Here is a 21,904-nt window from a genome sequence, read left to right as displayed (position 1 = left end):
AAACCCGACTTGGCTACCACCAATCATTTGGAAGACCTCGCTGCGTTGCAGAACCCTGCGGAGGATCCGCATCTGCGCCGTGGGCCGCGCGGCTTCCCGCTGCTGCCTGGCGGCTACGGCCGGTCAACCTACTACACCGGCGCACCAAGCCCTTACGCCATCAAGGGCGAGGGCTACCGGGTGTGGGATGACCGCGGCCGTGAACTGATCGACGCGAACAACAACTTCACGTCCCTGATCCACGGCAATGCCCACCCGGAAATCACCGAAGCTGCAACCAAGGCCCTCACCACTGGTGCAAGCTGGGGTATCCCGAACCTCTACGAATGGGAACTCGCCGAACTCCTGCTCGGCCGTCTTCCCGAATTGGACCAGGTCCGTTTCGCAAACTCCGGCACCGAAGCCGTCATGTCCGCGATCCGCATCGCCCGTGCCAGCACTGGCCGAGAGCGCGTTATCGTCACCAAGGGCGGATACCACGGAACGTCCGAGGTTGCCCTGGTTCCCGGTGGACCGTCCTACCAGCGCGGCGTCACCCGCGGCGTGATCGACGACGTCACAGCGGTTCCGCTGAACGACGTCGAATTCCTTCGCCAAGCGGTCGAGGCCGCTCCGGACGCCTACGCTGCCATCATCCTGGACCTGCTGCCCAACCGTGCCGGCCTCCTTACCATCAACGAGGACTTCGTCCGGACTGCCCGGGAGCTGGCCACCCGTTACGGCATTGTCCTGATCATTGATGAGGTCATCAGCCTCCGCCTTGGCTACAGCGGCTTCAGCGGCGAATACGGGGTTACCCCGGACCTGCTGACCACGGGCAAGCTCATCGGCGGCGGATTCCCCGTTGGAGCTGTCTGCGGCACGGCCGAGCTGATGGCCGAAGTGGACCCGACGCTCCCTGGCAGCCTGCCTCACGGTGGCACCTTCTCCGGCAACCCAGTGAGCATGGCAGCGGGTTCCGTCGCCCTGCGCCTTTACACGGAAGATGAGGTCAAGCGCCTGAACCAGTTGGGCGACACCGCTCGCGACACGGTCAACGCCAGTGTTGCCGAAGCCGGCTGGGAGATCCGCGGCCGCGGCTCACTCCTCCGCGCGGTTCCGGCCGGTGCAGAGAAGGTGGACGAACACACCCAGCACAAGCTGTGGTGGGCCTCTTACGAGCGCGGCCTGCTGGGCTCCCCGGCCAACCTGTTGTCGCTGTCCACGCCCATGGACGAAAAGGTTGTCGCTGACATTACGGACCGCCTGGCCGACGCTGTCCTGGCAGTCGCCGCAGGGGCTCCCACCACGGAAGGCGCAAAGTAGCCATGAAGATTGTTTCCTACGAACACGAGTCCGGCGTTCGCGGCGGCGTCCTGATCGATGACACCGTCTATGACCTGGAGTTGCTGCTGCAGGGTTCCCGCCAGGCGGTGCACGGAGCCACGACGTCCGTCCGGGAGTTCCTGGAATTCTACGGTGACAGGCTTGAGGCCATTTCGGCCGAGGTCAGCGCATTGGCTGGTCAGGACCCCGAAGCCCATGTGGGTACCCGTTCCGAAATCCGTTTGACCACCCCTGTACCCAATCCTTCCAAGGTGCTGTGCATCGGACTGAACTACAAGGACCACGTTGCCGAGACCGGCCGAGCGTTCCCGGAGTACCCGGACGTTTTCGCCAAGTTCGCCTCCACCATGGTTGGACCCGAGGACGAGATCGGCGGTGCGAAGGTCAGCGATAGCCTCGACTTCGAGGGCGAGCTGGCAGTCATAATCGGGCGCAAGGCCAGCGGAGTCACCGAAGAAGAAGCGCTGAACTATGTTGCAGCACTTTCCCCGCTGAACGATGTCACCGCCCGCGACCTGCAGTACCGCGGGACCCAGTGGCTGGCAGGCAAGGCTGTGGACGGGTCAACCCCGTGGGGCCCTGCTCTGGTCACCCTGGACGAAGTGGGCGATCCCCAAAACCTGGGCCTCGCAACGCGTGTGAATGGCATCGAAGTGCAGCGCTCGAACACGAGCCACCAGATCTTCCCGATCGCGCGGATCGTCTCCTACCTCTCAAGCTTCCTCACCTTGGAACCGGGCGATGTCATTGCCACAGGGACCCCGCAGGGCATTGGTGCCAAGCGGAATCCGCCTGTCTGGCTGGAACCGGGAGACACGGTGGAAATCGAGATCGACAAGGTGGGGCTGCTCCGCAACACCGTGGGCAAGCCCCAGGTATAACCCCCTGCAAACTCTACGAAAGTAATGAAGACCATGAGTGATGTACAAACACAAGCAAGTGAGGCCAGGTACCGCATCGCCGTCGACACCGGCGGTACGTTTACCGACGTCGTGGTTGGTTCCAACAGCGGTGACATGGCGGTCGGCAAGGCGTTGACCACCTACGACCGCGTGTTCACCGGCTTCGAAGCGTCCGTACGCCGCGCAGCCGAGTCCGTTGGCTGGAGCGGTGACGAGGTCCTGCGCAACGCAGACGTTATTGTCTATGGCACCACCCACGCCACCAACGCAGTGCTCACCGGGAAGGTGGCCAAGACGGCACTGCTGACCACGGACGGTTTCGCCGACACCCTGCTGCTGCGCGAAGGCGGCCGCCGTGACGCGTTCGATTCTAAGGCTGCCTACCCGCCGCCGTACATTCCCCGCCAGCTGACCTTCGAAATCACCGAACGCATCTCTGCCGAGGGCGAAGTCCTGGTGGCACTGGACGAAGAACAGGTCCGCGAAGTCCTCGGATCCTTCAAGGAACAGGGCATCGAGGCCGTTGCGGTTTCCTTCCTGTGGTCCATCATCAACGACCTCCACGAGAAGCGCGTTGCCGAGCTGATCCAGGAAATTCTTCCCGGCGTTCCGTACACGCTCTCCAACGCGGCAAATCCCACCATCCGCGAATACCGCCGCTCCTCGGCAGCCTCGATTGACGCTTCCCTGAAGCCGTTGATGGCCGACCACCTGGGCAAGCTCCGCTCCGACCTCCAGGAATACGGCTTCGCCGGGGACCTGCTGGTGGTCACCTCAGAAGGTGCCGTCCTCGACGTCGCCGATGTCCTTGACCGTCCCGTCCTGCTTCTGAACTCCGGCCCGTCCATGGCACCGCTGGTGGGTGCGGCAGCTGCTCCAGACCACGACACCGTGGTGGTCTGCGACATGGGCGGCACCACCTTCGATGTGTCCTTGGTGGAGAACGGCGTGGTCCGTCACACCCGTGAAGCGTGGCTGGGGGAGCCGTTCGTCGGTCACCTCACCGGCCTGTCCTCCGTAGCGGTGTCGAGCATTGGCGCCGGCGGCGGGAGCATCGCCTGGATCGACGGCGGCGGGCTGCTTCGCGTGGGCCCGCAGAGTGCGCGCAGCACCCCCGGTCCGGCAGCCTACGGCCGCGGCGGCGAAGAACCAACCGTCACGGACGCTTGCGTGGCGCTCGGCTACCTCGACACAGAGGGCTTCGAAGGTGGCTTCACCCTGAACCGCGAGGCTGCCATCAAGGCCATTGACACCCGGATCGCCGGGCCGTTGAAGATGGACACCCTGCAGGCCGCCCAGGCCATCCTGGATGTCTCCGCCAACCACATGGCCACCGCCATCCGACAGTCTGCCCTCGAACAGGGCGTTGATCCCCGGGGCGCGCTCATTGTTGCCGGCGGTGGCGCAGGTGCCATGGTCGCAGCGATCATCGGCAGGCTTCTGGAAGCCGACACCGTCCTTGTCCCGGCGACCGCCGGCGTCCTGGCCGCCTACGGCGCCCACCGCGCCCCGATCGCCACAGAGTTCCTCTCCCCGCTGCACAACGACACCCGCAGTTTCGACGCCGGTTCGGCCTCCCGCGCTGTGGAGGACCTGACAGCCAAGGCTGAGGCCTTCGTGAAGCGCTTCGATGGCGTGGGCGAGGCACCCAAGGTCACCTACTTCGTGGATGCCCGATACCCCGGCCAGGCCTGGGACCTCCGCGTCTACCTCGACGCCGCCCCGGACACCACCGGCGATGCGGCAGGCATCATCGAGCGCGCCTTCCACGAAGAGCACGACCGCCGCAACGGCACCCACGACCCCGACAGCCGCGTGGAGATTATCACCTGGGGCGTCCGCGTGGAGATCCCGCGTCCGGAGAACGCCAAGTCTGAAAGCGAACTCAGCCGAACGGCGGAAATCCACCGCACCGACGACATCGTGTTTGGCGGCGAACCTTTCAGCACCCAGCGCTACCGCGGCGTGACGCTCGCCCCCCGCGACAAGATCATCGGGCCTGCCGTCATCGACCAGCCAACCACCACCATCGTCGTGCCGCCGGAGTGGGACGCCACGCTCGATGAACGATCCAACATCTACCTCACCCGTAAGGAGGCGTAACCGTGACCCGCGTATTCGACCCCGTAAAGCTCTCGGTCCTTGCCAACGCATTCGACGGCATCGTCCGCGAAATGACCAACGGCCTGCTCCGCTCCGCCCGCTCATCAGTCATCAACACCGCCCGCGACTTCTCCTGCGCCGTACTGACTGCAGACAACCAACTGCTCGCCGCGGCCGAAGGAGTCCCCGTGCACGTCTTCGGTGCCGGTCCGCTGGGCGAAGACATGGTGGAACTGCACAAGGACATCCGGGAAGGCGACGCGTTCCTGCACAACGATCCCTACATGGGTAACTCGCACGCTGCAGACCACGTGATCCTGGTGCCCATCTTCATCCAAGGACGCCACCTCTTCACCGCCGTGACGAAGGCCCACCAGGCCGACTGCGGCAACTCGCTTCCCACCACGTTCTTCGCAACAGCGCGGGATGTCTATGAGGAAGGCGCGCTGATCTTCCCCTGCGTCCGGATCCAGCGCGACTACACAGACATCGACGACATCATCCGCATGTGCAGGTCCCGCATCCGTGTGCCCGACCAGTGGTACGGCGACTACCTCGCATCCGTGGGTGCTTCCCGTATCGCCGAGCGCCGCATCCACGAGCTCGCAGAAAAGTTCGGAGTCGATGACCTGGTGGACTTTGTGGACGCCTGGTTCGACTACTCCGAGCGACTGACCGCCGGCGCAATCGAGAAGCTGCCCGAGTACGTCCTCCACGGCACCTCTGCCCACGATCCCTTCCCCGGCACCGGACCGGACGGCGTGCAGCTGCAGGCGACCCTCGAGGTGAAGCCCAAGCAGGGCAAGATTGTGATCGACCTGCGCGACAACCCGGACAACCTTCCCAACGGCTTAAACCTCACCAAGGCAACGGCCACCGGCGCCGCATTGGCCGGCATCCTTTCCGGTATTCCGGAGAACCTGCCGAGCAACGCTGGAACCTTCCGCCGGGTGGAAGTGCTGCTGCGTGACGGCTGCGCCGTCGGTGTTCCGAAGCACCCGTACTCCTGCTCCTCGGGCACCACCAACCTCGCCGACCGCGTAGTGAACATCGTCCAGGCCGCGTTCTCCCAGATCGACGACGGATACGGCACCGCCGAGGGTGCGGCCGGCCAGGCACCCGCCAAGTCGGTCATCTCCGGCACGGACGAACGCAACGGCAACGCCTATGTAAACCAGATCCTGGTAGGCGGTGTCGGCGGGCCGGCTACCCCGTTCGTCGACGGATGGCCCACCTACCAGCGTCCAGTGTGCGGCGCCCTGCTGTACCACGACAGCGTGGAAGTGGACGAGCAGCGCTACCCGATCCTGGTTCACGAACGCACCCTGGTAGCAGACACCGGCGGAGCCGGCCGCCAGCGCGGCGGACTCGCAACCCGCGTCACCATGGAACCCCGTGGGGAGAGCGTCACCCTCACCTACGGCATCGAAGGCAAGATCAACCCGCCCAAAGGTGTCCGTGGTGGCCACGACGGGGCAGAACCGTCCGCCTGGGTAGAGGACCTCAAGACCGGCGAGCGGCGCGAGATCCCGGTAGTAGGCCGCTACGACCTGCAGTCGGGCGAGAAGGTCGTATCCATCACCCCCGGCGGTGGCGGCTACGGCGATCCGCTGGAGCGTGACGTCCTCGCAGTCCTCGACGACTACCGGGAATCCCGCGTCACTGCCGAGGCAGCAGCTGCCGATTACGGCGTGGTCATCACCGACGGCGCAGTTGACGAGGCAGCCACAGCGAAGGCCCGCCAGGAACGCCTGGCCGGCTAGCCGACAGCTATCGCAACCCATCCCGAGGCGGGGTATATTCCTCGCCTCGGGATGTTCCAACAAACATTTACGGAGATTCACATGGAACCCATTCGAGTCGGCATCATCGGCGTCGGAAATGTACTTAACCAATACCTGGACAAGATCGGCGTCCACCCCGACGTCAACATCGTTGCGCTCGCGGATGTGAACCCCGAGGCAGTCCGGAAGCGTGCTGCCGAGTACGACGTTCCCAAGGCCCTCACCCCGGACGAGTTGCTCGCAGATGAAGACGTGGAGTTGGTCCTCAACCTCACGCCGCCCAAGCTCCATGCACCGGTCACCCTCCAGGCGATCGCGGCCGGCAAGCATGTCCTTTCCGAGAAGCCCTTCGCCACGTCCCTTGAGGAAGCGAAGCAGATCCTGGACGCGGCACGGGAAGCCGGCGTCAAGGTTGGCTCCGCTCCCACCACCTTCCTGGGTTCCGGCATGCAGACCAGCCGCAAGCTCATCGACGACGGCTGGATCGGTGAGCCTGTTGCAGCTTTCGCGTCCTTCGCGTGCCGCGGTTATGAGCACTGGCACCCGAACGTGGACCCGTTCTACAGCCCCGGAGCTGGCCCCATGCTGGACATCGGACCGTACCTGATCACCAACCTGGTGAACTTCTTCGGCCCCGTTTCCCGCGTCTCAGCAACCACGCCGCGTTCGTCCGAGACCCGTCCCCGCCCCGGCAAGGAGGGCGAAGTCATCCAGATCCAGACCCCTACGCACGTCACGGGCACCCTCGACTTCGAGTCCAGCGCCACAGCTACGGTGATCGTCAGCTGGGACATCTGGAACCACAACCTGCCGCACCTGGAAATCTACGGCACGGGCGGTTCGCTGGCCGCCCCGAACCCGGACCACTTCTCCGGCGCTCCCGTGCTGCGCCGCGGCGAGCCTGGCGACCTTGCACTGGACATGACCCCTCCCGGTGGCGGAGATTGGCGCGAAACACCCATCACCCACCGGGACGACGCCTACCGTGGCATCGGCCTGGCCGAATTCGGTTACGCCATCCGCAACGGCGTGGAACCCCGGACCGGCGGCGACTTCGCCTACCACGTCCTGGAAGTCCTCCTCGCCTTCGAGGCGTCCTCGGAGCAGGGCAAGCACATCGCGATCAAAAGTACCTGCGAGCGGCCCCGGCCGCTGCCCTCCGTGGGACCGCAGGAGCCTTACCGCTTCGACTAAGACAACCGAAAACAAACAGCAGCCGACGGCGGTACGCGCGTACCGCCGTCGGCTGCTGTTGTTTTCGTGTCCGGGCACATGGGTTGCTGCGTCCCAAACTGGGACACAACTTTGCTTCCCCATGGTGAAAACCTGATGTTCGGGCGAATCGGTTTGCAAATGCCGACGCACCTACGAATTTAGGAGAACCCATGACTAGCACAGCCGCTGCTGATATCGGCACCGAGGTCAATATCGCAGCCGATAAAAAGGCCGTCCGCCGCCGCACTGTCGCACAAGCGATCGTTGAGTATTTGCAGGTCCAGTACAGCGAACTCGATGGTGAAAAACGGCGTCTGATCGCCGGTATGTACGGCATCTTCGGGCACGGCAACTCCGTTGGCCTGGCCCAGGGCATCGACGAATACGGCGTGGACTTCCCGCATTACCAGGGCAAGAACGAGCAATCCATGGTCCATGCGGCCATTGGTTTCGCGAAGGCTTCCAACCGTGCTGCCACTCTGGCCTGCACCGCTTCAGCAGGCCCAGGATCCACCAATATGGTCTCCGGTGCCGCCACGGCCACCACCAACCGCCTCCCTGTGTTGCTGTTCCCCGCGGACATCATCAACAACCGGTTCGGCGACCCGGTGCTGCAGCAGATCGAGCACCCCGTTGAGCGAGATGTTTCCGCCAACGACTGCTTCCGTCCCGTCAGCCGATACTTCGACCGGATCACCCACCCTGCACAGTTGCTGTCAACGCTCCCGGAGGCCATGCGCGTCCTCACCGACCCGGTGGAAACCGGTGCCGTGGTGGTTTGCCTTCCGCAAGACATCCAAGGTGCCGAGTTCGACTTCCCGGAGTCCTTTTTCACCCCGCGCGTCTGGCACATCCGCCGTCGCCCGGCCGTTGAAGACGAGCTGCGCGACGCCGTCGAAATCATCCGCAACGCCAAGCGTCCGCTGCTGATCTCCGGTGGCGGTGTCCGCTACTCCAAGGCACAAGACGAACTGGCACGCTTCAGCGCGGAATTCGGCATCCCGGTGTCAGAGACCTACGCAGGCAAGGGCAGCGGACCCATCACCGATCTCAACCTCGGTGCGCTGGGTGTGACCGGAACCGTGGGCGCCAACGAGATCGCAGATGGTGCTGATGTGGTGGTGACAGTGGGTTCACGCCTGCAGGACTTCATCACCGCTTCCCACTCGCTCTTCCAAAACCCGGACGTAAAGTTCGTGAACCTCAACGTGGGTTCGTTCGACGCCCACAAGATGGGCTCGTTCCCCGTGATCGGGGATGCCAAGCTGAACCTGGCCGCCGTGCGGGAGCGCCTCGCCACCGTCGGATACTCGACGTCGGACGAGTTCCGCAGCGACATCGCAGATGCCCGCAAGGCCACGCAGGAGGTGCGCAAGCACGACCTTCAGGATTTCGCCGGCGAACTGATGAGCCAGGCCCAGGTGATTGACGTACTCAACAAGCGCACCACCAGCGACGATGCCCTGATTTTGGGCTCCGGCGGCGTGGTTGAAGGCATCCATAAAGCGTGGGATCCCTCCAACGGCACCGAAATTCACTTCGAATACGCCAACTCCTGCATGGGCCATGAGATCCCGGCCGGCCTCGGCTACCGTTTGGCCCGTCCCGAAGCGCCGGGCGAGGTGTACGTCCTGATCGGTGACGGTACCTACTTCATGCAGCCCACGGAATTGGTCACGGCTGTCCAGGAACGCAAGAAGATCATCACGATCGTGATCGACAACCGCGGACACCAGTGCATCTGGCCCCTCCAGGTTGCTAAGGGTGGTCCGGGCCGCGAATTCGGCACCCAGTACCGGGAACGCAGCAAAGAGTCAGGTCGACTGGACGGGGCGATCCTCGACTTCGACATCGCAGCCAACGCAGCCAGCATGGGCTGTGCTGCCTGGTCCACGACGACGATCCAAGAGTTCTCGGCCGCCCTCACCGAAGCACAGGAAGCCGAGGGCCCCGCCGTGATCGTGGCCCGTGTTGAGCCGTGGCGCTACCTTTCCGGCAATGGCGCCTTCTGGGACGTTGGAGCTCCGATGACTTCGGAGCGACCCGCCACCCTGGAGGGTGCTGCCAAGCACCTCAAGGGCCGTGAGCGCCAGCGCTTCTACGCTGCCACCACCGCACCTGAAACGCGCTAAGCGCACCGGGCGGGATCGCTACGCAGCGGTCCCGCCCGTCGTCTTACGGGCTTGCCCGTTCTTTCTGATTTTCGTAACAAAGGAGCATTCATTATGAGCGCATTTGCCGTTACTGATCCGGCCACCGGAACCATCCATGCTGAGTACCCCGCCGCCACTGACGCAGAGGTGGAAGCCGGGCTCAGCGCCGCCCAGCAGACCTACCAGGAGTGGTCCCGCACCACCACGGTGGCCGAGCGCGCGGCCTTGGCCAAGCGTCTTGCGGACCTGTTTGTCGAGCGCAAGGACAAGCTGGCCGCCATCATCAACCGTGAAATGGGCAAGCCGCTGCAGCAGGCCGTGGGCGAGGCCGAGTTCTCCGGGTCCATCGCAGCTGCTTTCGCCGAGCATGCCGAGGAATGGCTGGCCGATGAGCAACTCGAAGTAGCCGACGGGCTCCGGAGCTTCTTCCGGTACCAGGGCCTTGGCGTGATCCTGGGCATCATGCCGTGGAACTACCCCTACTACCAGGTGGCACGGTTCGCGATTCCGAATATCATTCTGGGCAACACTGTTATCGTCCGCCACGCCAGCCAGTGCCCCGAATCGGCGTTGGCGCTGGAGGAACTCTTCCGCGACGCAGGCTTCCCGGAGGGCGCCTACGTCAACCTGTTCGCCACCCATCAGCAGATCTCGGAGATCATTGCCGACGACCGTGTGCAGGGTGTCTCACTTACCGGTTCGGAGCAGGTGGGAGCGATCGTGGCTGAGCAGGCGGGGCGCGCGCTGAAGAAGTGCGTACTGGAGCTTGGCGGCGCCGATGTGTTCCTTGTTCTGGACACGGACGACGTGGACCTTGCGGTGAAGAAGGCCGTAATGGGCCGCATGGGCAACACGGGCCAGTCGTGCAACGGTTCCAAGAGGATCGTGGTGATGGACAAGTACTTCGACGAGTTCTCGGAGAAGTTCAAGGCCGCCATCGCCGGACAGTCCTACGAGAACGGCGATTTCGGGCCGATGTCTTCCGATTCGGCCACCAAATTCCTGGCCTCGCAGGTGCAGGGCGCCTTGGACCAGGGCGCCGAGATCCTGGTGGGCAACAATGAGCCCAAGGGCAACGTCTTCACGCCGACGGTGATCACCAACATCACCCCGTCCATGGATGTCTACAGCGAGGAGCTCTTTGGCCCCGTGGCCCAGTTGTACAGGGTCGGCAGCGACGAGGAAGCGATCAAACTGGCCAACTCCTCGCCGTACGGCCTGGGCTCCGTGGTGATTTGCGACGACGTGGAGCGCGCCGAGCGCGTCGGCAACCAGCTCGACGTCGGTATGGTCTTCGTGGGTGCCTACGACCTCAGCGGTGCGGACGTGCCGTTCGGCGGCGTCAAGAAGTCCGGGTACGGCCGCGAACTCGGCAAGGTGGGCATGCTGGAATTCGCCAACAAGAAGCTGTTCCGCTTCGCCAAGTAGCTTCAGCGCAGCAAAATCAGCGCACCAAAAGGGAGGCCGGATCATCGCGATCCGGCCTCCTTCTGTGTCCAAAGGGCTTAGGCCCCGTACGTCGTCTTCCCGGAGACTTCCGGAATCTCCACCCAGTCGCCGGAACCGGCGCTGCGCAGCGAGGCATCCACCAGCTCCGAAGCCGACCAACCATCGGCGGCGGAGGGTCCCAACTGCTTTCCTTCAGCGACGGAGCGCAGGAACAGCGCGGCCTCGATGGTCTTGAGGTCGTTGAAGCCGATGCCCGGGCCGGGGCCCGGTTGGAAGCGACCGAATTCGCCATAGGACGGTGGTGTCATGATGGTGCGGTACCCGCTGCGGTCGGTGGCGAGCTCAAGCTGGTTCATTCGTTCGAAGTTCCAGCGCAGCGAGCCTTCCGTGCCGTACACCTCGATGATGTATTCGGCGTGCGGCCCAATGGCAACGCGCGTGGATTCGAACATGCCGATCGCGCCGCCTTCGAAGCGGGCCAGCATAGCGGTGTAGTCCTCGTTTTCCACCTCTCGGGTGACATCGGAGGCCTGGCCCATATCGAAGGAGTTGGAAGAATTGCCGGCGGGCAGCGGGCGGTCCTTGATGAATGTCTCCGTGACGGCATTGAGCGAAGTGATGCGCCCAACCAGGAACTGTGCGAGGTCGAAACCGTGGCTGAGGACATCGCCCAGGACACCGGAGCCCGCTCGTGCCTGCTCGTAGCGCCATGTGAAAACCTGGGTGGGGTCCGAAGCGTAACCGGTGAGCAGTCGGATCTGCACGTTGGTCACCTTGCCCAGCGCCCCGGAGCGGATGAGCCGCCTGGCTTCAGCTACGGCCGGTGCATGCCGGTAGTTGAACCCCACGGACGTGATGAGTCCAGCAGCCTCGGCACCTTGGGCAATCTCGCGGGATTCCCGGGCACTGCGGCCCATGGGCTTCTCGATCCAGAAGTGCTTGCCCGCTTCGATGGTTGCCAGGGCGATTTCGTGGTGCAGGAAGTTGGGGGAGCAGATCGAGACGACATCGACGTCTGGGTTCTCGAGCACTTTGCGGTAGTCGGTAGCCGTTTCCTTGTATCCGAGCGCGTCCTCGGCGTGGTGGCGGCCGGCGTCGTCGGGGTCGGCGGCGATCACAAGCTCTGGGTGGCGCGGCAGTTCAGGGAAGAACTGTTTGGTGGCGAGGTAGGCGCGGGAATGCAGGCGCCCCATCCACCCCACCGAGATGAGGCCAACGCCAATACGGTTCTGGTCTTCCAAAGTGGACTCCTTAGTTTGTGCCGTTCTCCGGCGGTGTGCTGTGCCGCACAGAAAGGCAGCATCTGCGGATCAGCCTATTAACGCCAGGAGTGTGCGCTGTGTCTCAATCTGAGACATCCAGCGAAGGCCTCCTGCTGTTTGAGTGGAACGTACTAGTCCAGCAACGCCAAAAAAGAGGAGCCTGTCGACGATGATGGACCGCAACACGTGGAATCGGACGGAACCCTTGCGGGTGCTCGTCACAGGCGCCACGTCCGGCGTCGGGGAAGCGACCGCGAAACTGTTCGCAGCCCGGGGTGCACGCGTAGCCCTGCTTGGCCGACGTGCGGGGGAACTTCAGCGCGTGGCGGACGACATCGACGGCGGTGCTTACCAGGTGATCACCGACGTTGCCGACGCCGAATCAGTCCGGAACGGCGTCCGGGGCGCGATTCACTCCCTCGGTGGGCTGGACGTGGCCGTCAACGCCGCGGGTGTTGCCGGCTTCGCGGCCCTTGAGGACCTGGACGAGCACCGCTGGCGCGAAACGCTGGACACCAACCTCTCCGGTACGTTCTACGTCGCGCGAGAAGCAGGACTCCACCTGCGCAGAACCGGGGGAGGGGCGATCGTCAATGTCGCCTCGGACCTTGCAACCATGGGGGTCGCCGGGTTGGCCCATTACTGCGCAGCCAAGGCGGGCGTGGTGGGGCTTACCAAGGCGCTTGCCGTGGAGCTGGCGCCCAATGTCCGCGTCAATGCCGTCTGCCCCGGTCCGATTGATACGCCCATGCTGCGCTCGGGCCTGGACGCCGAGCCGGATCCCGTCCTGGCTCTGCAACAGAAGCAAAGCACTGTGCCGCTGCGCCGGTTCGCTGATCCCGAGGAGGTGGCAGCAGCCATCTATTTCCTGGCCGTTGACGGCACCTTCGCCACCGGCACCAGCATGGCGTTCGACGGCGGCACATCCGCCGCGTAACTGCCACACCCAAGACCTCATAGAGACAAACAAGCCAAGGAGCCTTGAAAGATATGTCCGAGTCGAACTACAACGACCTCCGCAGCGCACGATGGTTCGCGCCACACGACCTCACCGGATTCGTACACCGCACCGCCATCCAGGCTGAAGGCTTCTCACGCTTCGCCCTCAAAGACAAGCCAGTCATTGGCATAGCAAACTCCTGGTCGGAACTGGTCAACTGCAACATCCACTTCAAACTGTTGGCCGACGCCGTGAAGCGCGGGGTCCTCATGGCTGGCGGGCTGCCGCTGGAGTTCCCGACGATCTCCCTGGGTGAGAGCTTGATGAAGCCCTCTGCCATGCAGTTCCGGAACCTGATGGCCATGGACGTTGAAGAGTCCATCCGCGCCTACCCGCTGGATGCCATCGTGCTTCTGGGCGGCTGTGACAAAACCGTCCCAGCACAGCTCATGGGTGCCGCCAGTGCGGATGTTCCCACCATCATGCTGACGGGAGGCCCCCAGGAGCCCGCCCACTTCCGGGGGAAGCAGCTCGGGGTTGGCACTGACACCTGGAAGTACGCAGATGAGTTGCGTGCAGGAAAGATCACCGAGGCGGACTTCGACGAGCTTGAATCCGCAGCGAAACCATCTGCCGGACACTGCAGTGAGATGGGCACTGCCTCCACCATGACATCCCTCGTCGAAGCCCTGGGCATGTGCCTGCCGGGTACTGCCTCAATCCCTGCAGTGGACGCGCGCCGCGCCCAAGCAGCCGAAGCCACAGGACGCAGGGCAGTGGAAATGGCCCTGACCCAGGGGCCGAAACCCAGCGAAATCTTGACCAAAGAAGCCTTTGATAACGCCATCACGCTCTTGATGGCTGTAGGTGGCTCCACCAATGCCGTCGTGCATCTCCTGGCGCTAGCGAGGCGCGTTGGTTACGAGCTGCCGTTGGATCGCTTCCACGAAATCTCGCAGCGCACGCCTCGCATCGTCAATGTCCGCCCATCGGGTGAATACTTGGTGCAGCAGCTGTTCCAGGTAGGTGGCATCTCCACGGTACTCAAGGAGCTGGCGCCACTCCTGAACAAGGACGCCATCACCGTCACGGGTGAGTCCCTTGAAGATGGCTACAAGACGGCACCGGAGCCGGACGGCGTCGTAGTCAGCACCCTCCAAGAACCCTTCGACGCTTCAGGTGGCATCGCCGTCGTCCGTGGCTCCTTGGCACCCAATGGTGCCGTGATCAAGAGAAGCGCAGCCTCCAAGGACCTGCTGCAGCACAAGGGGTCGGCGGTGGTGTTCGAGGACATTTACGACCTCGGCCGCAGGATTGATGATCCAGATCTGGATATCACGGAAGACTCCGTACTGGTCTTGCGCAACAGCGGCCCCGTAGGAGCTCCCGGTATGCCCGAGTGGGGCATGCTTCCCATTCCGGAGAGGCTGCTGCGCCGGGGCATCCGGGACATTGTCCGGATCTCCGATGCGCGAATGAGTGGCACGGCCTTCGGCACCACGGTCCTGCATGTTTCGCCGGAGGCTGCTGTGGGCGGTCCGCTGGCCATTGTCCGCGACGGCGATCCGATCGTGCTGGACGTCGAAAATCAGCGCCTCGACCTGGACGTCCCTGCCGAAGAGATCGAGGCCCGATTGGCCGAGCTCAAGCTCCCCGCGCCAAAATACCGGCGCGGCTACGGACGTTTGTTCATCGACCACGTGAACCAGGCACATGAGGGCTGCGACTTCGACTTCCTCAAGGGTTTGCCGGATGAAGAGCCGCAACGGCTGCCGTACGGACTGATGAGCGGTTGGCAGGGCGGCTGGTAGGCCGCCGCCGATACTAAGCACGAGTTTTAGGGGCGCTCCTGCGGAAGCGCCCCTTAATAAGGAGAAAATATGTCACGACCTAAAGTGATTGTCATCGTCCAGGAGGGCCGGCCGGTGCCACCCGTGGAACGTCTGAAGGACGAAGCGGAGGTGGTGGTGGTCCGGACGGCGGACGAGTTCCGGGCGGCGCTGCCGGGAACGGAGATCCTGTTCCTCAACGATTTCCGGACAAAGCTCCTGCGCGACGTTGGCCCGGGACAGTTGCGGTGGATCCACACCTCCAGCATCGGCGTCGACAGCCTCATGACCGAGGAGATCATCAACAGCGACATTGTTGTCAGCAACTCACGGGGCGTGTGCGAGAGGCCCATCGCGGAATGGGTCCTTGGCGTGCTGTTGATGTTCACCAAGGATCTGCGGCGAACCATCGAGCTGCAGCAGGCGCGGACATGGCAGCACCGGGAAACCGAGCCGTTGCTGGGCCGCAACGTGCTGGTGGTCGGCCCGGGACCGGTGGGACGCGAAACTGTATTGCTGTTGCGCGCGGCGGGCATGGAGGTGTCGGTGGTGGGCCGGACCGCCCGCGAGGACAAGCAGTTGGGCGCCATTGCCTCCTTCGTAGAGCTGGATGCGCTCCTTGGAAAGGCCCAGGACGTGGTGCTGACTGTTCCCCTCACGGAGGAGACCCGCGGCCTGTTCAACGCCGCCCGGTTCGATAAGATGCGTGCCGGTGCCCGGTTGGTCAACGTAGGCCGCGGGGCCGTGGTGGTGGAGCAGGACCTCCTCGATGCGATCGACGCAGGTCACTTGGGTGCGGCAGCCTTGGACGTTTTCGAGAACGAACCCTTGGCGGCCGAAAATCCGCTGTGGAGCCGCAGCAACATCCTGGTTTCGCCCCATGCCTCCGGTGACCTGATCGGGTGGCGCGGACGTGTGGTGGACTGCTTTGCAAAGAACCTGCAGCAGTGGAAGACAGGGCAGCCGCTGGGCGACGTCGTGGACCTGAAAAAGCTCGGCGGGACTGCTCCAAAAGGGCTGTCTCAAGCTGGTACAGTACTCCCACAATCCGCGTCGATAGTGTGATTCAGCACTCTAAATTTCGTGACGAGGATTACATGTCTAGCTCAATAAAAGGCAAGCCAATAACGCCTACCCAGACCCAGGAAAACAAGCTCAGCGGAAATATGGGGGTGGGCGAGCTCGTGATGAACGTGCTCGCGTTCTCTTCCCCGCTGACCACCGTTGCCGGCACCTTGCCCGTAATGCTACTTTTCAGCGGCCACACTGCTCCGGGGATTTATCTCCTGGTGACGCTGATGCTGCTGATCTTCTCGGTGGGGTTCGTCAAGATGAGCCGGAGCGTCGAGGCGCCAGGTGGCTTCTACTCCTTCGTCACCGCAGGGCTGGGAAAGCCGGCGGGGCTTGGCGGGGCGCTCTTGGCCCTGGTGGGCTACATCTTCATCGGATTCTTCGCGCCGTCCCTGTTCGCCCTCACGCTGCAGAGCTTTGTGGTCAATACCATGGGCGGTCCGGAAATCCCGTGGTATTGGTACGGGCTGGGCATCATCGTCATCACCACTATGTTGGCGTACAACCGGATCGACCTTTCTGCGAAGGTGCTAACAGTTGTCATGCTGCTGGAGTCCACCGTGGTCATCATCTTCGATGTTGCGGCGTTTGCCTCAGGCGATGTGTCCCAAGGCGTCGGATTCTCCATGCCTTGGATTACCGACGCCGGATTGGGCCTTGCACTGCTGTTTGCGGTTGGCAACTTCTTCGGTTTCGAGGCAACGGTCATTTACCGCGATGAGGTTAAGAATCCGGACCGGACGATTCCCCGGGCAACTTACCTGGCGGTGGTTGGCATCGGTCTGTTCTACGCGGCGGCCGCCTGGGCCTATACGGCATTCCTGGGAGCTGACCACGTTCAGGAAGAAGCCAAGGYCAACACGGTAAACCTGTTCAACGACGGCGCAACTGTTTTGGTTGGCAAGATCTTTGCAGACGTCGGGATTGTCCTGCTCATCACGTCCATCCTGGCTTCCATGCTGTCCATCCAGAACATCGCTGCGCGGTACAGCTTCTCGCTTGCCGCTGATGGGGCGCTTCCGAAGGCCCTGGGCCGGGTGCACCCCCGCCACAAGTCACCCTACGTTTCGGCAGTGGGCGTGGGCCTTCTCTGGGCCGTAGCCACAGTGGTTTTCACTGTGGTGGGAGTTGCTCCTGAAGCTCTTTACCCGATCGCGAGCGGTAGTGGCACTTTCTCCGTTCTGCTCTTGATGTTCATCACGAGCTTCGCTGTGCTGGTCTACTTTGTTCGCCGTCGCAGTTTCGCTCCGGAATCCGTATGGAAGACCATTGTGGCGCCAATAGTCAGCGTGATCTTCCTCGGCTTGATCACCTACCTGGCCATTGCGAATTACCCGGAACTGATCGGCGGTTCAGCCCTCATGACTGCGATTTTCATGACCTTCACTTTCGCCTTGTTCGTTGGCGGAATTATCTACGCGTACGTCCTGCGTTCAAAGCGTCCGGATGTTTATGCACGCTTGGGCCGGCAGAAAATCGACCAATGACACTTCAACACCTGGAGACTCAATGACGAAACAGATCAGAGTTGGCCTGTTCGGGACCGGCAGGATCGGTCAAGTACACGCCATGAGTTTGGCAACCTTGGAAGAAGCAACGTTGGCCTGGGTGTGCGATCCCTTTATAGAGGGTGCCAAGCGAACAGCCGCCGAATACGGTGGGCGCGTGAGCGACGATCCGGATGAGGTCTTTGCTTCCGGGGAAGTCGACGCCGTTATTGTCGCCTCTCCGACGGCCACTCACGTGGACCTCATTGAACAGTCGATCGACGCCGGGATCCCGGTTCTGTGCGAGAAGCCAATCGACCTTGAGATTGCGCGGGTCGATGCTCTCCGGGCCAAGGCGGCAGCTGCCGACCTTCCCATCGCACTGGGCTTCAACAAGCGCTTTGACAGGCATTTCGTGGAGCTCAGGCGGCGTGTGGGGGCGGGCGAGATCGGTGTCTTGGAACAACTGATTATCACCAGCAGGGATCCCGGAGAACCTCCTGCGGCGTACCTTCTTCAGTCCGGTGGGATCTTCCGGGACATGACCATCCATGACCTGGACATGGCTCGCTACTTCATCCCTGACATCGTGGAGGTCTCGGCCAAGGGAGCAAACGTCTTCAGCGACGCTATCCGCGCGGCCGATGACTTCGATTCGACCGTCGTCACGCTGCGTGGGTCCAAGGATGAACTCGTGACCATCCTCAATTCGCGGCACTCTGCGTACGGCTATGACCAGCGCATCGAGGCCTTCGGATCCGGGGGCTTGCTTCAGGTGGCGAACAAGAACGATAGCCTGGTCCGGCACTGGGGCGCCCGGTCCGTCGAGGGGATAGGTCCATACCAGAACTTCTTCCTGGAGCGCTACGCGGAGGCGTACCGGCTTGAAGTGGCAGAGTTCCTGCGCGCTGTCCGCGGGCTTCCCTCCCGGAGCCCCGGCTTCGAGGACGGCCGTGCGGCCCTGATTCTGGCTGACGCGGCGGAGAAATCCGCCCGGACCGGGGGAGCGATAGCAGTGGACCTCTCGGCCTGACCCTGGATTGCCCGGTTCGGGCACGGATTCTTTCGCAACAATCCGTGCCCGGGCCGGGCTTTGCCCTTTAAGGAAAGTGAATTGTTTCCCACGGCAACAATTCAAGGCGAGGCGGTGTTTCAAAGTGGCACATCTGCCGCATTCTCCGGTCCGCCAAAGTTCAAGTAAGTGAAACAGTGTGGCAAGGGTCACGCAGCTGCGGGGCTTCCTTGGAAATACCCCAAGTCTGCAAAGTCAAACAACGTCGTTTGATGGGCCATCTGTCAAAGGTGTTTCACCGGTTCATTTGCATGGCCCTATCAAAAGAGGATGAGATGACCGACGCACCACCGGCGACAGCTCCGCTAGTCGCCCTCAAGGACATACACAAGACATTCGGGGCGGTGTCCGCTTTACGCGGAGTCAGCATCGATGTCATGCCCGGCGAAACCTTCGCACTTCTTGGAGACAACGCCGCCGGCAAGTCAACGCTCATGAAAGTGCTGACGGGCGTTTACCAGCCTGACCGCGGTTCGATTGAGTTGGACGGGACGCGGACCGAGTTCCCAACGCCTTCCGCTTCCCGCGACCAAGGCGTCGAGATGGTGTACCAAGACTTTGCCTTGGCAGACAACCTCGATGTCCGGACCAATATTTTCCTGGGGCGGGAGCCGCAGAAGAACATCCTGGGTCCGCTGTTGAGGATCATCGACAGGAAGAAGATGGAATCCGAGACCAAACGGGTACTGGAACGCTTGGACATCCCCATCAACCCGCGCCTGAAGGTCAAGCGACTCTCCGGTGGCCAGCGGCAGGCAGTGGCAATCGGACGCGCCCTTGCCTTCGATGCACGCCTGATCATCATGGACGAGCCCACCGCGAACCTGTCTGTGGCCAAGGTGGACAAGCTCATCGAAGTAACCCAGCGCCTCAAGGACCTGGGCATCGCCGTCATCATCATCACCCACCGCCTCGACGAAGCCTTCGCAGTGGCAGACCGCTTCGCCGTCATGCGCCAAGGGCAAGTGGTGGGGCGGTTCCGCGTCGGCGAGGTTTCCGAAGCCCAAGTGGCCCACCTGATTTCCCACGGCACTCTGGACGACTACGTGGACACCGGCAGCGGCATCCCTGAGGAACGCCGCAGGATCGGAAGCACTTCATCAATGGAAACCGTTGATGCCCTGGCCGCGCGCGGTACGACGAACGGGAGCGACTCATGAGCATCACCATGGACAACATCAAGACCAAACTGGGCCCCGCCGACCTCAAGGAAGGCATGACCGCCACCAAGGTCAAGCGCTTCATTGGCGATTACGGAATCATCATCCTGTTCGTGGTGATCCTGGTCTTCCTCGCAGCAGCGGCGCCGAACTTCCTTACCCTGAACAACATCGTGAACGTCGTCAGGCAGTCCTCCATTATCGGACTGATCGCACTGGGAATGACCTTCATCATGATCACGGCAGGCATCGACCTGTCGGTGGGCTCCGTAGTCGGTCTGGCTGGAATGACCTTCGCCCTGCTCGCTCCTGCCAGCGGCGGCGCCTTTTGGCTCCCGCTGATCGCCGGACTTGGCCTCGGGCTGTTGGTCGGTTTCCTGAGCGCGGCGATGGTTGTCTGGGGAGCCATCCTTCCCTTCCTGGCCACTTTGGCCACCATGGCCATAGCCCGCACAGCAGCATTGGTGATCACAGACGGGCAGGTTGTCTCCGGCCTGAGCGGACCGGCCGAGTGGCTGGGATCCGGCTTCATTGGGCCCGTCCCGGTACCCGTGATCATTTTCCTGGTGGCCGCCATCATCTGCGAGTTCGTGCTGAGCCGAACCAAATTCGGCTCCCATGTCTACGCTGTGGGCGGCAATGAGGAATCGGCCAAGAAAGTCGGCATCTCCACCAGCCGCGTACTGTTCACCGTCTACCTCATTGGAGGCGTCACTGCCGCCCTTGGCGGACTCGTTCTCACAGCGCGTCTGGACGGCGCGGCGCCGGTGGCAGGTACCGGCTACGAACTCCAGGTGATTGCCGCCGTCGTCATTGGCGGAACGAGCCTCTTTGGCGGCGTGGGCACCATCCGAGGAACCGTCATCGGCGTGCTTCTGCTGGGCGTGGTGATGAACGGTATGAACCTGATGGGCGTTTCCTCCTACTTCCAGCAAGGCGTACAGGGCGTGATCCTGGTCCTCGCCGTCCTACTGAACCGCTGGAAGTCCGACTGACCCAGCAACAAACAACGCATCACAACAATCTCCCAACGCACAGACACAAACCACTGAAAGGAACAACCATGGGTATGCGACGTAAGATCGCCGCGGCGGTCGCCATGATGGCTGCAGGAGCACTCACCCTCACCGGGTGTGCCGGCAGCAGCAACGCAAGCAGCAGCGGAGGGGCGGCCAAGACCTACAACATCGGCGTTGTGGTCCTTGACCTGCAAGACCCGGACCTGGCCCACATGACCGAGGCCATGAAGAAGACGGCGGAGGAAAAGGGCGTCAAGCTCAACATCACCGACTCCAAGAAGGATGTCGGCAGTGAACTGAACCAGGTTGAGGACCTCCTCACCCGTCAGGTGGACGCCGTCATCATGCAGCCGCTGGACGGCGATGCGAGCCAGAACGCGGCCAAGCGGGTCATTGCGGCCAACATTCCGCTGTTCATCTTGTCTACCGAGTTCGCCGACGGATCGGACGTCGGCTACAAGAGCTACATCGGCGTGGATGACACCGTGGCCGGCCAGATGCAGGCCGAATACCTCAACAAGATGATGCCCAACGGCGGCAACCTCGTGTTCGCGGCAGGCATCTACGGTGCATCCTGGACCGACCGCCGCAAGTCCGGCTTCGACAAGACCATCAATAAGAACTTCAAGATCGTGGCCGAATTCCAGGCCAAGGGCAGCCGGGATGACGCCAAGCGCAACATGGAGGACACCCTTCAGCGCTTCCCGTCCGGCCAGATTGACGCGGTTGTGGCCAACAACGACGAAATGGCCATCGGTGCGGCTTCCGCCATTGCCGATGCGGGACGCACCGCGGAGTTCAAGGCAGTGGTTGGCGTCGACGGTACCGATCCCGCGTTGCAGGACATCAAGGCGGGCACCATGTCCGCAACGGTCCGCCAGGACTCCGCGGGACAGGGCGTCAAGGCCGTTGAGGTAGTGACTGACTTCCTGAACGGCGCAAACGTGGACAACCGCTACACGCTGCCGTTCACGCTCATCACCAAGGACAACCTGTCTGAGTTCCTGAAGTAACTCTCCTCCGGACACGGACTCAGTAACGGGCACAGTGGATCCCTCCACTGTGCCCGTTCTGTTTTGGCACACTCCGGCAGGGTAACCACCTGCCTAAAATTCCAGCGGACCACTACGAA

16 protein-coding genes are annotated in these 21,904 nt (G+C 62.8%); 15 read left to right on the top strand and 1 reads right to left on the bottom strand.

From position 1 onward, the window contains the following. Positions 1 to 9 precede the first annotated feature (9 nt). From AC1DCM_RS00820 to AC1DCM_RS00790, 7 genes are all read left to right on the top strand, one after another. Complete coding sequence (locus AC1DCM_RS00820) at positions 10 to 1,305, top strand: aspartate aminotransferase family protein (protein WP_207307799.1); 1,296 nt, start codon at positions 10 to 12, stop codon at positions 1,303 to 1,305. A 2-nt stretch (positions 1,306 to 1,307) separates the two neighbouring features. Next, positions 1,308 to 2,207, top strand: a complete 900-nt coding sequence (locus AC1DCM_RS00815) for a fumarylacetoacetate hydrolase family protein (protein WP_442016893.1) — start codon at positions 1,308 to 1,310, stop codon at positions 2,205 to 2,207. Between the two features lie 33 nt (positions 2,208 to 2,240). Continuing rightward, positions 2,241 to 4,331, top strand: a complete 2,091-nt coding sequence (locus AC1DCM_RS00810) for a hydantoinase/oxoprolinase family protein (RefSeq protein WP_442016894.1) — start codon at positions 2,241 to 2,243, stop codon at positions 4,329 to 4,331. Positions 4,332 to 4,333: 2 nt separating this feature from the next. Then, complete coding sequence (locus AC1DCM_RS00805; protein ID WP_442016895.1) at positions 4,334 to 6,094, top strand: hydantoinase B/oxoprolinase family protein; 1,761 nt, start codon at positions 4,334 to 4,336, stop codon at positions 6,092 to 6,094. Positions 6,095 to 6,175: 81 nt separating this feature from the next. Beyond that, complete coding sequence (locus tag AC1DCM_RS00800; protein WP_242633463.1) at positions 6,176 to 7,309, top strand: Gfo/Idh/MocA family protein; 1,134 nt, start codon at positions 6,176 to 6,178, stop codon at positions 7,307 to 7,309. A 191-nt stretch (positions 7,310 to 7,500) separates the two neighbouring features. Beyond that, positions 7,501 to 9,462 carry a 3D-(3,5/4)-trihydroxycyclohexane-1,2-dione acylhydrolase (decyclizing) gene (iolD, locus tag AC1DCM_RS00795; protein ID WP_442016896.1) on the top strand — a complete coding sequence of 654 codons (1,962 nt, stop codon included), beginning with the start codon at positions 7,501 to 7,503 and terminating at the stop codon, positions 9,460 to 9,462. A 93-nt stretch (positions 9,463 to 9,555) separates the two neighbouring features. Further along, complete coding sequence (locus tag AC1DCM_RS00790) at positions 9,556 to 10,911, top strand: aldehyde dehydrogenase family protein (RefSeq protein WP_442016897.1); 1,356 nt, start codon at positions 9,556 to 9,558, stop codon at positions 10,909 to 10,911. Between the two features lie 77 nt (positions 10,912 to 10,988). Here the strand turns inward: AC1DCM_RS00790 and AC1DCM_RS00785 are convergent, their stop codons facing one another. Beyond that, complete coding sequence (locus AC1DCM_RS00785; RefSeq protein ID WP_442016898.1) at positions 10,989 to 12,173, bottom strand: Gfo/Idh/MocA family protein; 1,185 nt, start codon at positions 12,171 to 12,173, stop codon at positions 10,989 to 10,991. Positions 12,174 to 12,363: 190 nt separating this feature from the next. Between AC1DCM_RS00785 and AC1DCM_RS00780 the strand changes: the two genes are divergently transcribed. The 8 genes from AC1DCM_RS00780 to AC1DCM_RS00745 all read left to right on the top strand — a co-directional run bounded on the left by AC1DCM_RS00780 (position 12,364) and on the right by AC1DCM_RS00745 (position 21,785). Continuing rightward, positions 12,364 to 13,131 carry an SDR family NAD(P)-dependent oxidoreductase gene (locus tag AC1DCM_RS00780; RefSeq protein ID WP_442016899.1) on the top strand — a complete coding sequence of 256 codons (768 nt, stop codon included), beginning with the start codon at positions 12,364 to 12,366 and terminating at the stop codon, positions 13,129 to 13,131. Positions 13,132 to 13,184: 53 nt separating this feature from the next. After that, positions 13,185 to 14,945: an IlvD/Edd family dehydratase gene (locus AC1DCM_RS00775; RefSeq protein ID WP_165478340.1), complete on the top strand. Its 1,761-nt coding sequence runs from the start codon at positions 13,185 to 13,187 to the stop codon at positions 14,943 to 14,945. 69 nt (positions 14,946 to 15,014) lie between these two features. Then, the gene (locus AC1DCM_RS00770) at positions 15,015 to 16,028 is read left to right on the top strand and encodes a D-2-hydroxyacid dehydrogenase (protein ID WP_442016900.1); all 1,014 of its coding nucleotides are present in this window, start codon (positions 15,015 to 15,017) and stop codon (positions 16,026 to 16,028) included. 32 nt (positions 16,029 to 16,060) lie between these two features. Next, positions 16,061 to 17,521 carry an APC family permease gene (locus tag AC1DCM_RS00765; RefSeq protein WP_477516971.1) on the top strand — a complete coding sequence of 487 codons (1,461 nt, stop codon included), beginning with the start codon at positions 16,061 to 16,063 and terminating at the stop codon, positions 17,519 to 17,521. Positions 17,522 to 17,543: 22 nt separating this feature from the next. Further along, entirely contained in the window at positions 17,544 to 18,554 is a 1,011-nt protein-coding gene (locus tag AC1DCM_RS00760) for a Gfo/Idh/MocA family oxidoreductase (protein ID WP_442016902.1), read from the top strand. A 314-nt stretch (positions 18,555 to 18,868) separates the two neighbouring features. Next, positions 18,869 to 19,753: an ATP-binding cassette domain-containing protein gene (locus tag AC1DCM_RS00755; protein ID WP_442016903.1), complete on the top strand. Its 885-nt coding sequence runs from the start codon at positions 18,869 to 18,871 to the stop codon at positions 19,751 to 19,753. After that, positions 19,750 to 20,748, top strand: a complete 999-nt coding sequence (locus AC1DCM_RS00750; RefSeq protein ID WP_477516970.1) for an ABC transporter permease — start codon at positions 19,750 to 19,752, stop codon at positions 20,746 to 20,748. Before AC1DCM_RS00755 ends, AC1DCM_RS00750 begins: the two co-directional genes overlap by 4 nt. Positions 20,749 to 20,816: 68 nt before the next feature. Then, a complete protein-coding gene (locus AC1DCM_RS00745; RefSeq protein ID WP_131134401.1) occupies positions 20,817 to 21,785 on the top strand; it encodes a sugar ABC transporter substrate-binding protein in 969 nt (322 codons plus the stop codon). The last annotated feature ends 119 nt before the right edge of the window (positions 21,786 to 21,904 follow it).

The organism is Paenarthrobacter sp. 10N417, assembly GCF_056394745.1.
This window is presented reverse-complemented; position numbering and strand designations above follow the sequence as displayed.

Bases quoted from the DNA above. Each gene is read 5' to 3' on its own strand.
- AC1DCM_RS00810 (WP_442016894.1), top strand. From the start codon at position 2,241: ATGAGTGATGTACAAACACAAGCAAGTGAGGCCAGGTACCGCATCGCC.
- AC1DCM_RS00775 (WP_165478340.1), top strand. From the start codon at position 13,185: ATGTCCGAGTCGAACTACAACGACCTCCGCAGCGCACGATGGTTCGCG.
- AC1DCM_RS00790 (WP_442016897.1), top strand. From the start codon at position 9,556: ATGAGCGCATTTGCCGTTACTGATCCGGCCACCGGAACCATCCATGCT.
- AC1DCM_RS00745 (WP_131134401.1), top strand. From the start codon at position 20,817: ATGGGTATGCGACGTAAGATCGCCGCGGCGGTCGCCATGATGGCTGCA.
- AC1DCM_RS00780 (WP_442016899.1), top strand. From the start codon at position 12,364: ATGATGGACCGCAACACGTGGAATCGGACGGAACCCTTGCGGGTGCTC.
- AC1DCM_RS00760 (WP_442016902.1), top strand. From the start codon at position 17,544: ATGACGAAACAGATCAGAGTTGGCCTGTTCGGGACCGGCAGGATCGGT.
- iolD (WP_442016896.1), top strand. From the start codon at position 7,501: ATGACTAGCACAGCCGCTGCTGATATCGGCACCGAGGTCAATATCGCA.
- AC1DCM_RS00755 (WP_442016903.1), top strand. From the start codon at position 18,869: ATGACCGACGCACCACCGGCGACAGCTCCGCTAGTCGCCCTCAAGGAC.
- AC1DCM_RS00750 (WP_477516970.1), top strand. From the start codon at position 19,750: ATGAGCATCACCATGGACAACATCAAGACCAAACTGGGCCCCGCCGAC.
- AC1DCM_RS00800 (WP_242633463.1), top strand. From the start codon at position 6,176: ATGGAACCCATTCGAGTCGGCATCATCGGCGTCGGAAATGTACTTAAC.
- AC1DCM_RS00770 (WP_442016900.1), top strand. From the start codon at position 15,015: ATGTCACGACCTAAAGTGATTGTCATCGTCCAGGAGGGCCGGCCGGTG.
- AC1DCM_RS00815 (WP_442016893.1), top strand. From the start codon at position 1,308: ATGAAGATTGTTTCCTACGAACACGAGTCCGGCGTTCGCGGCGGCGTC.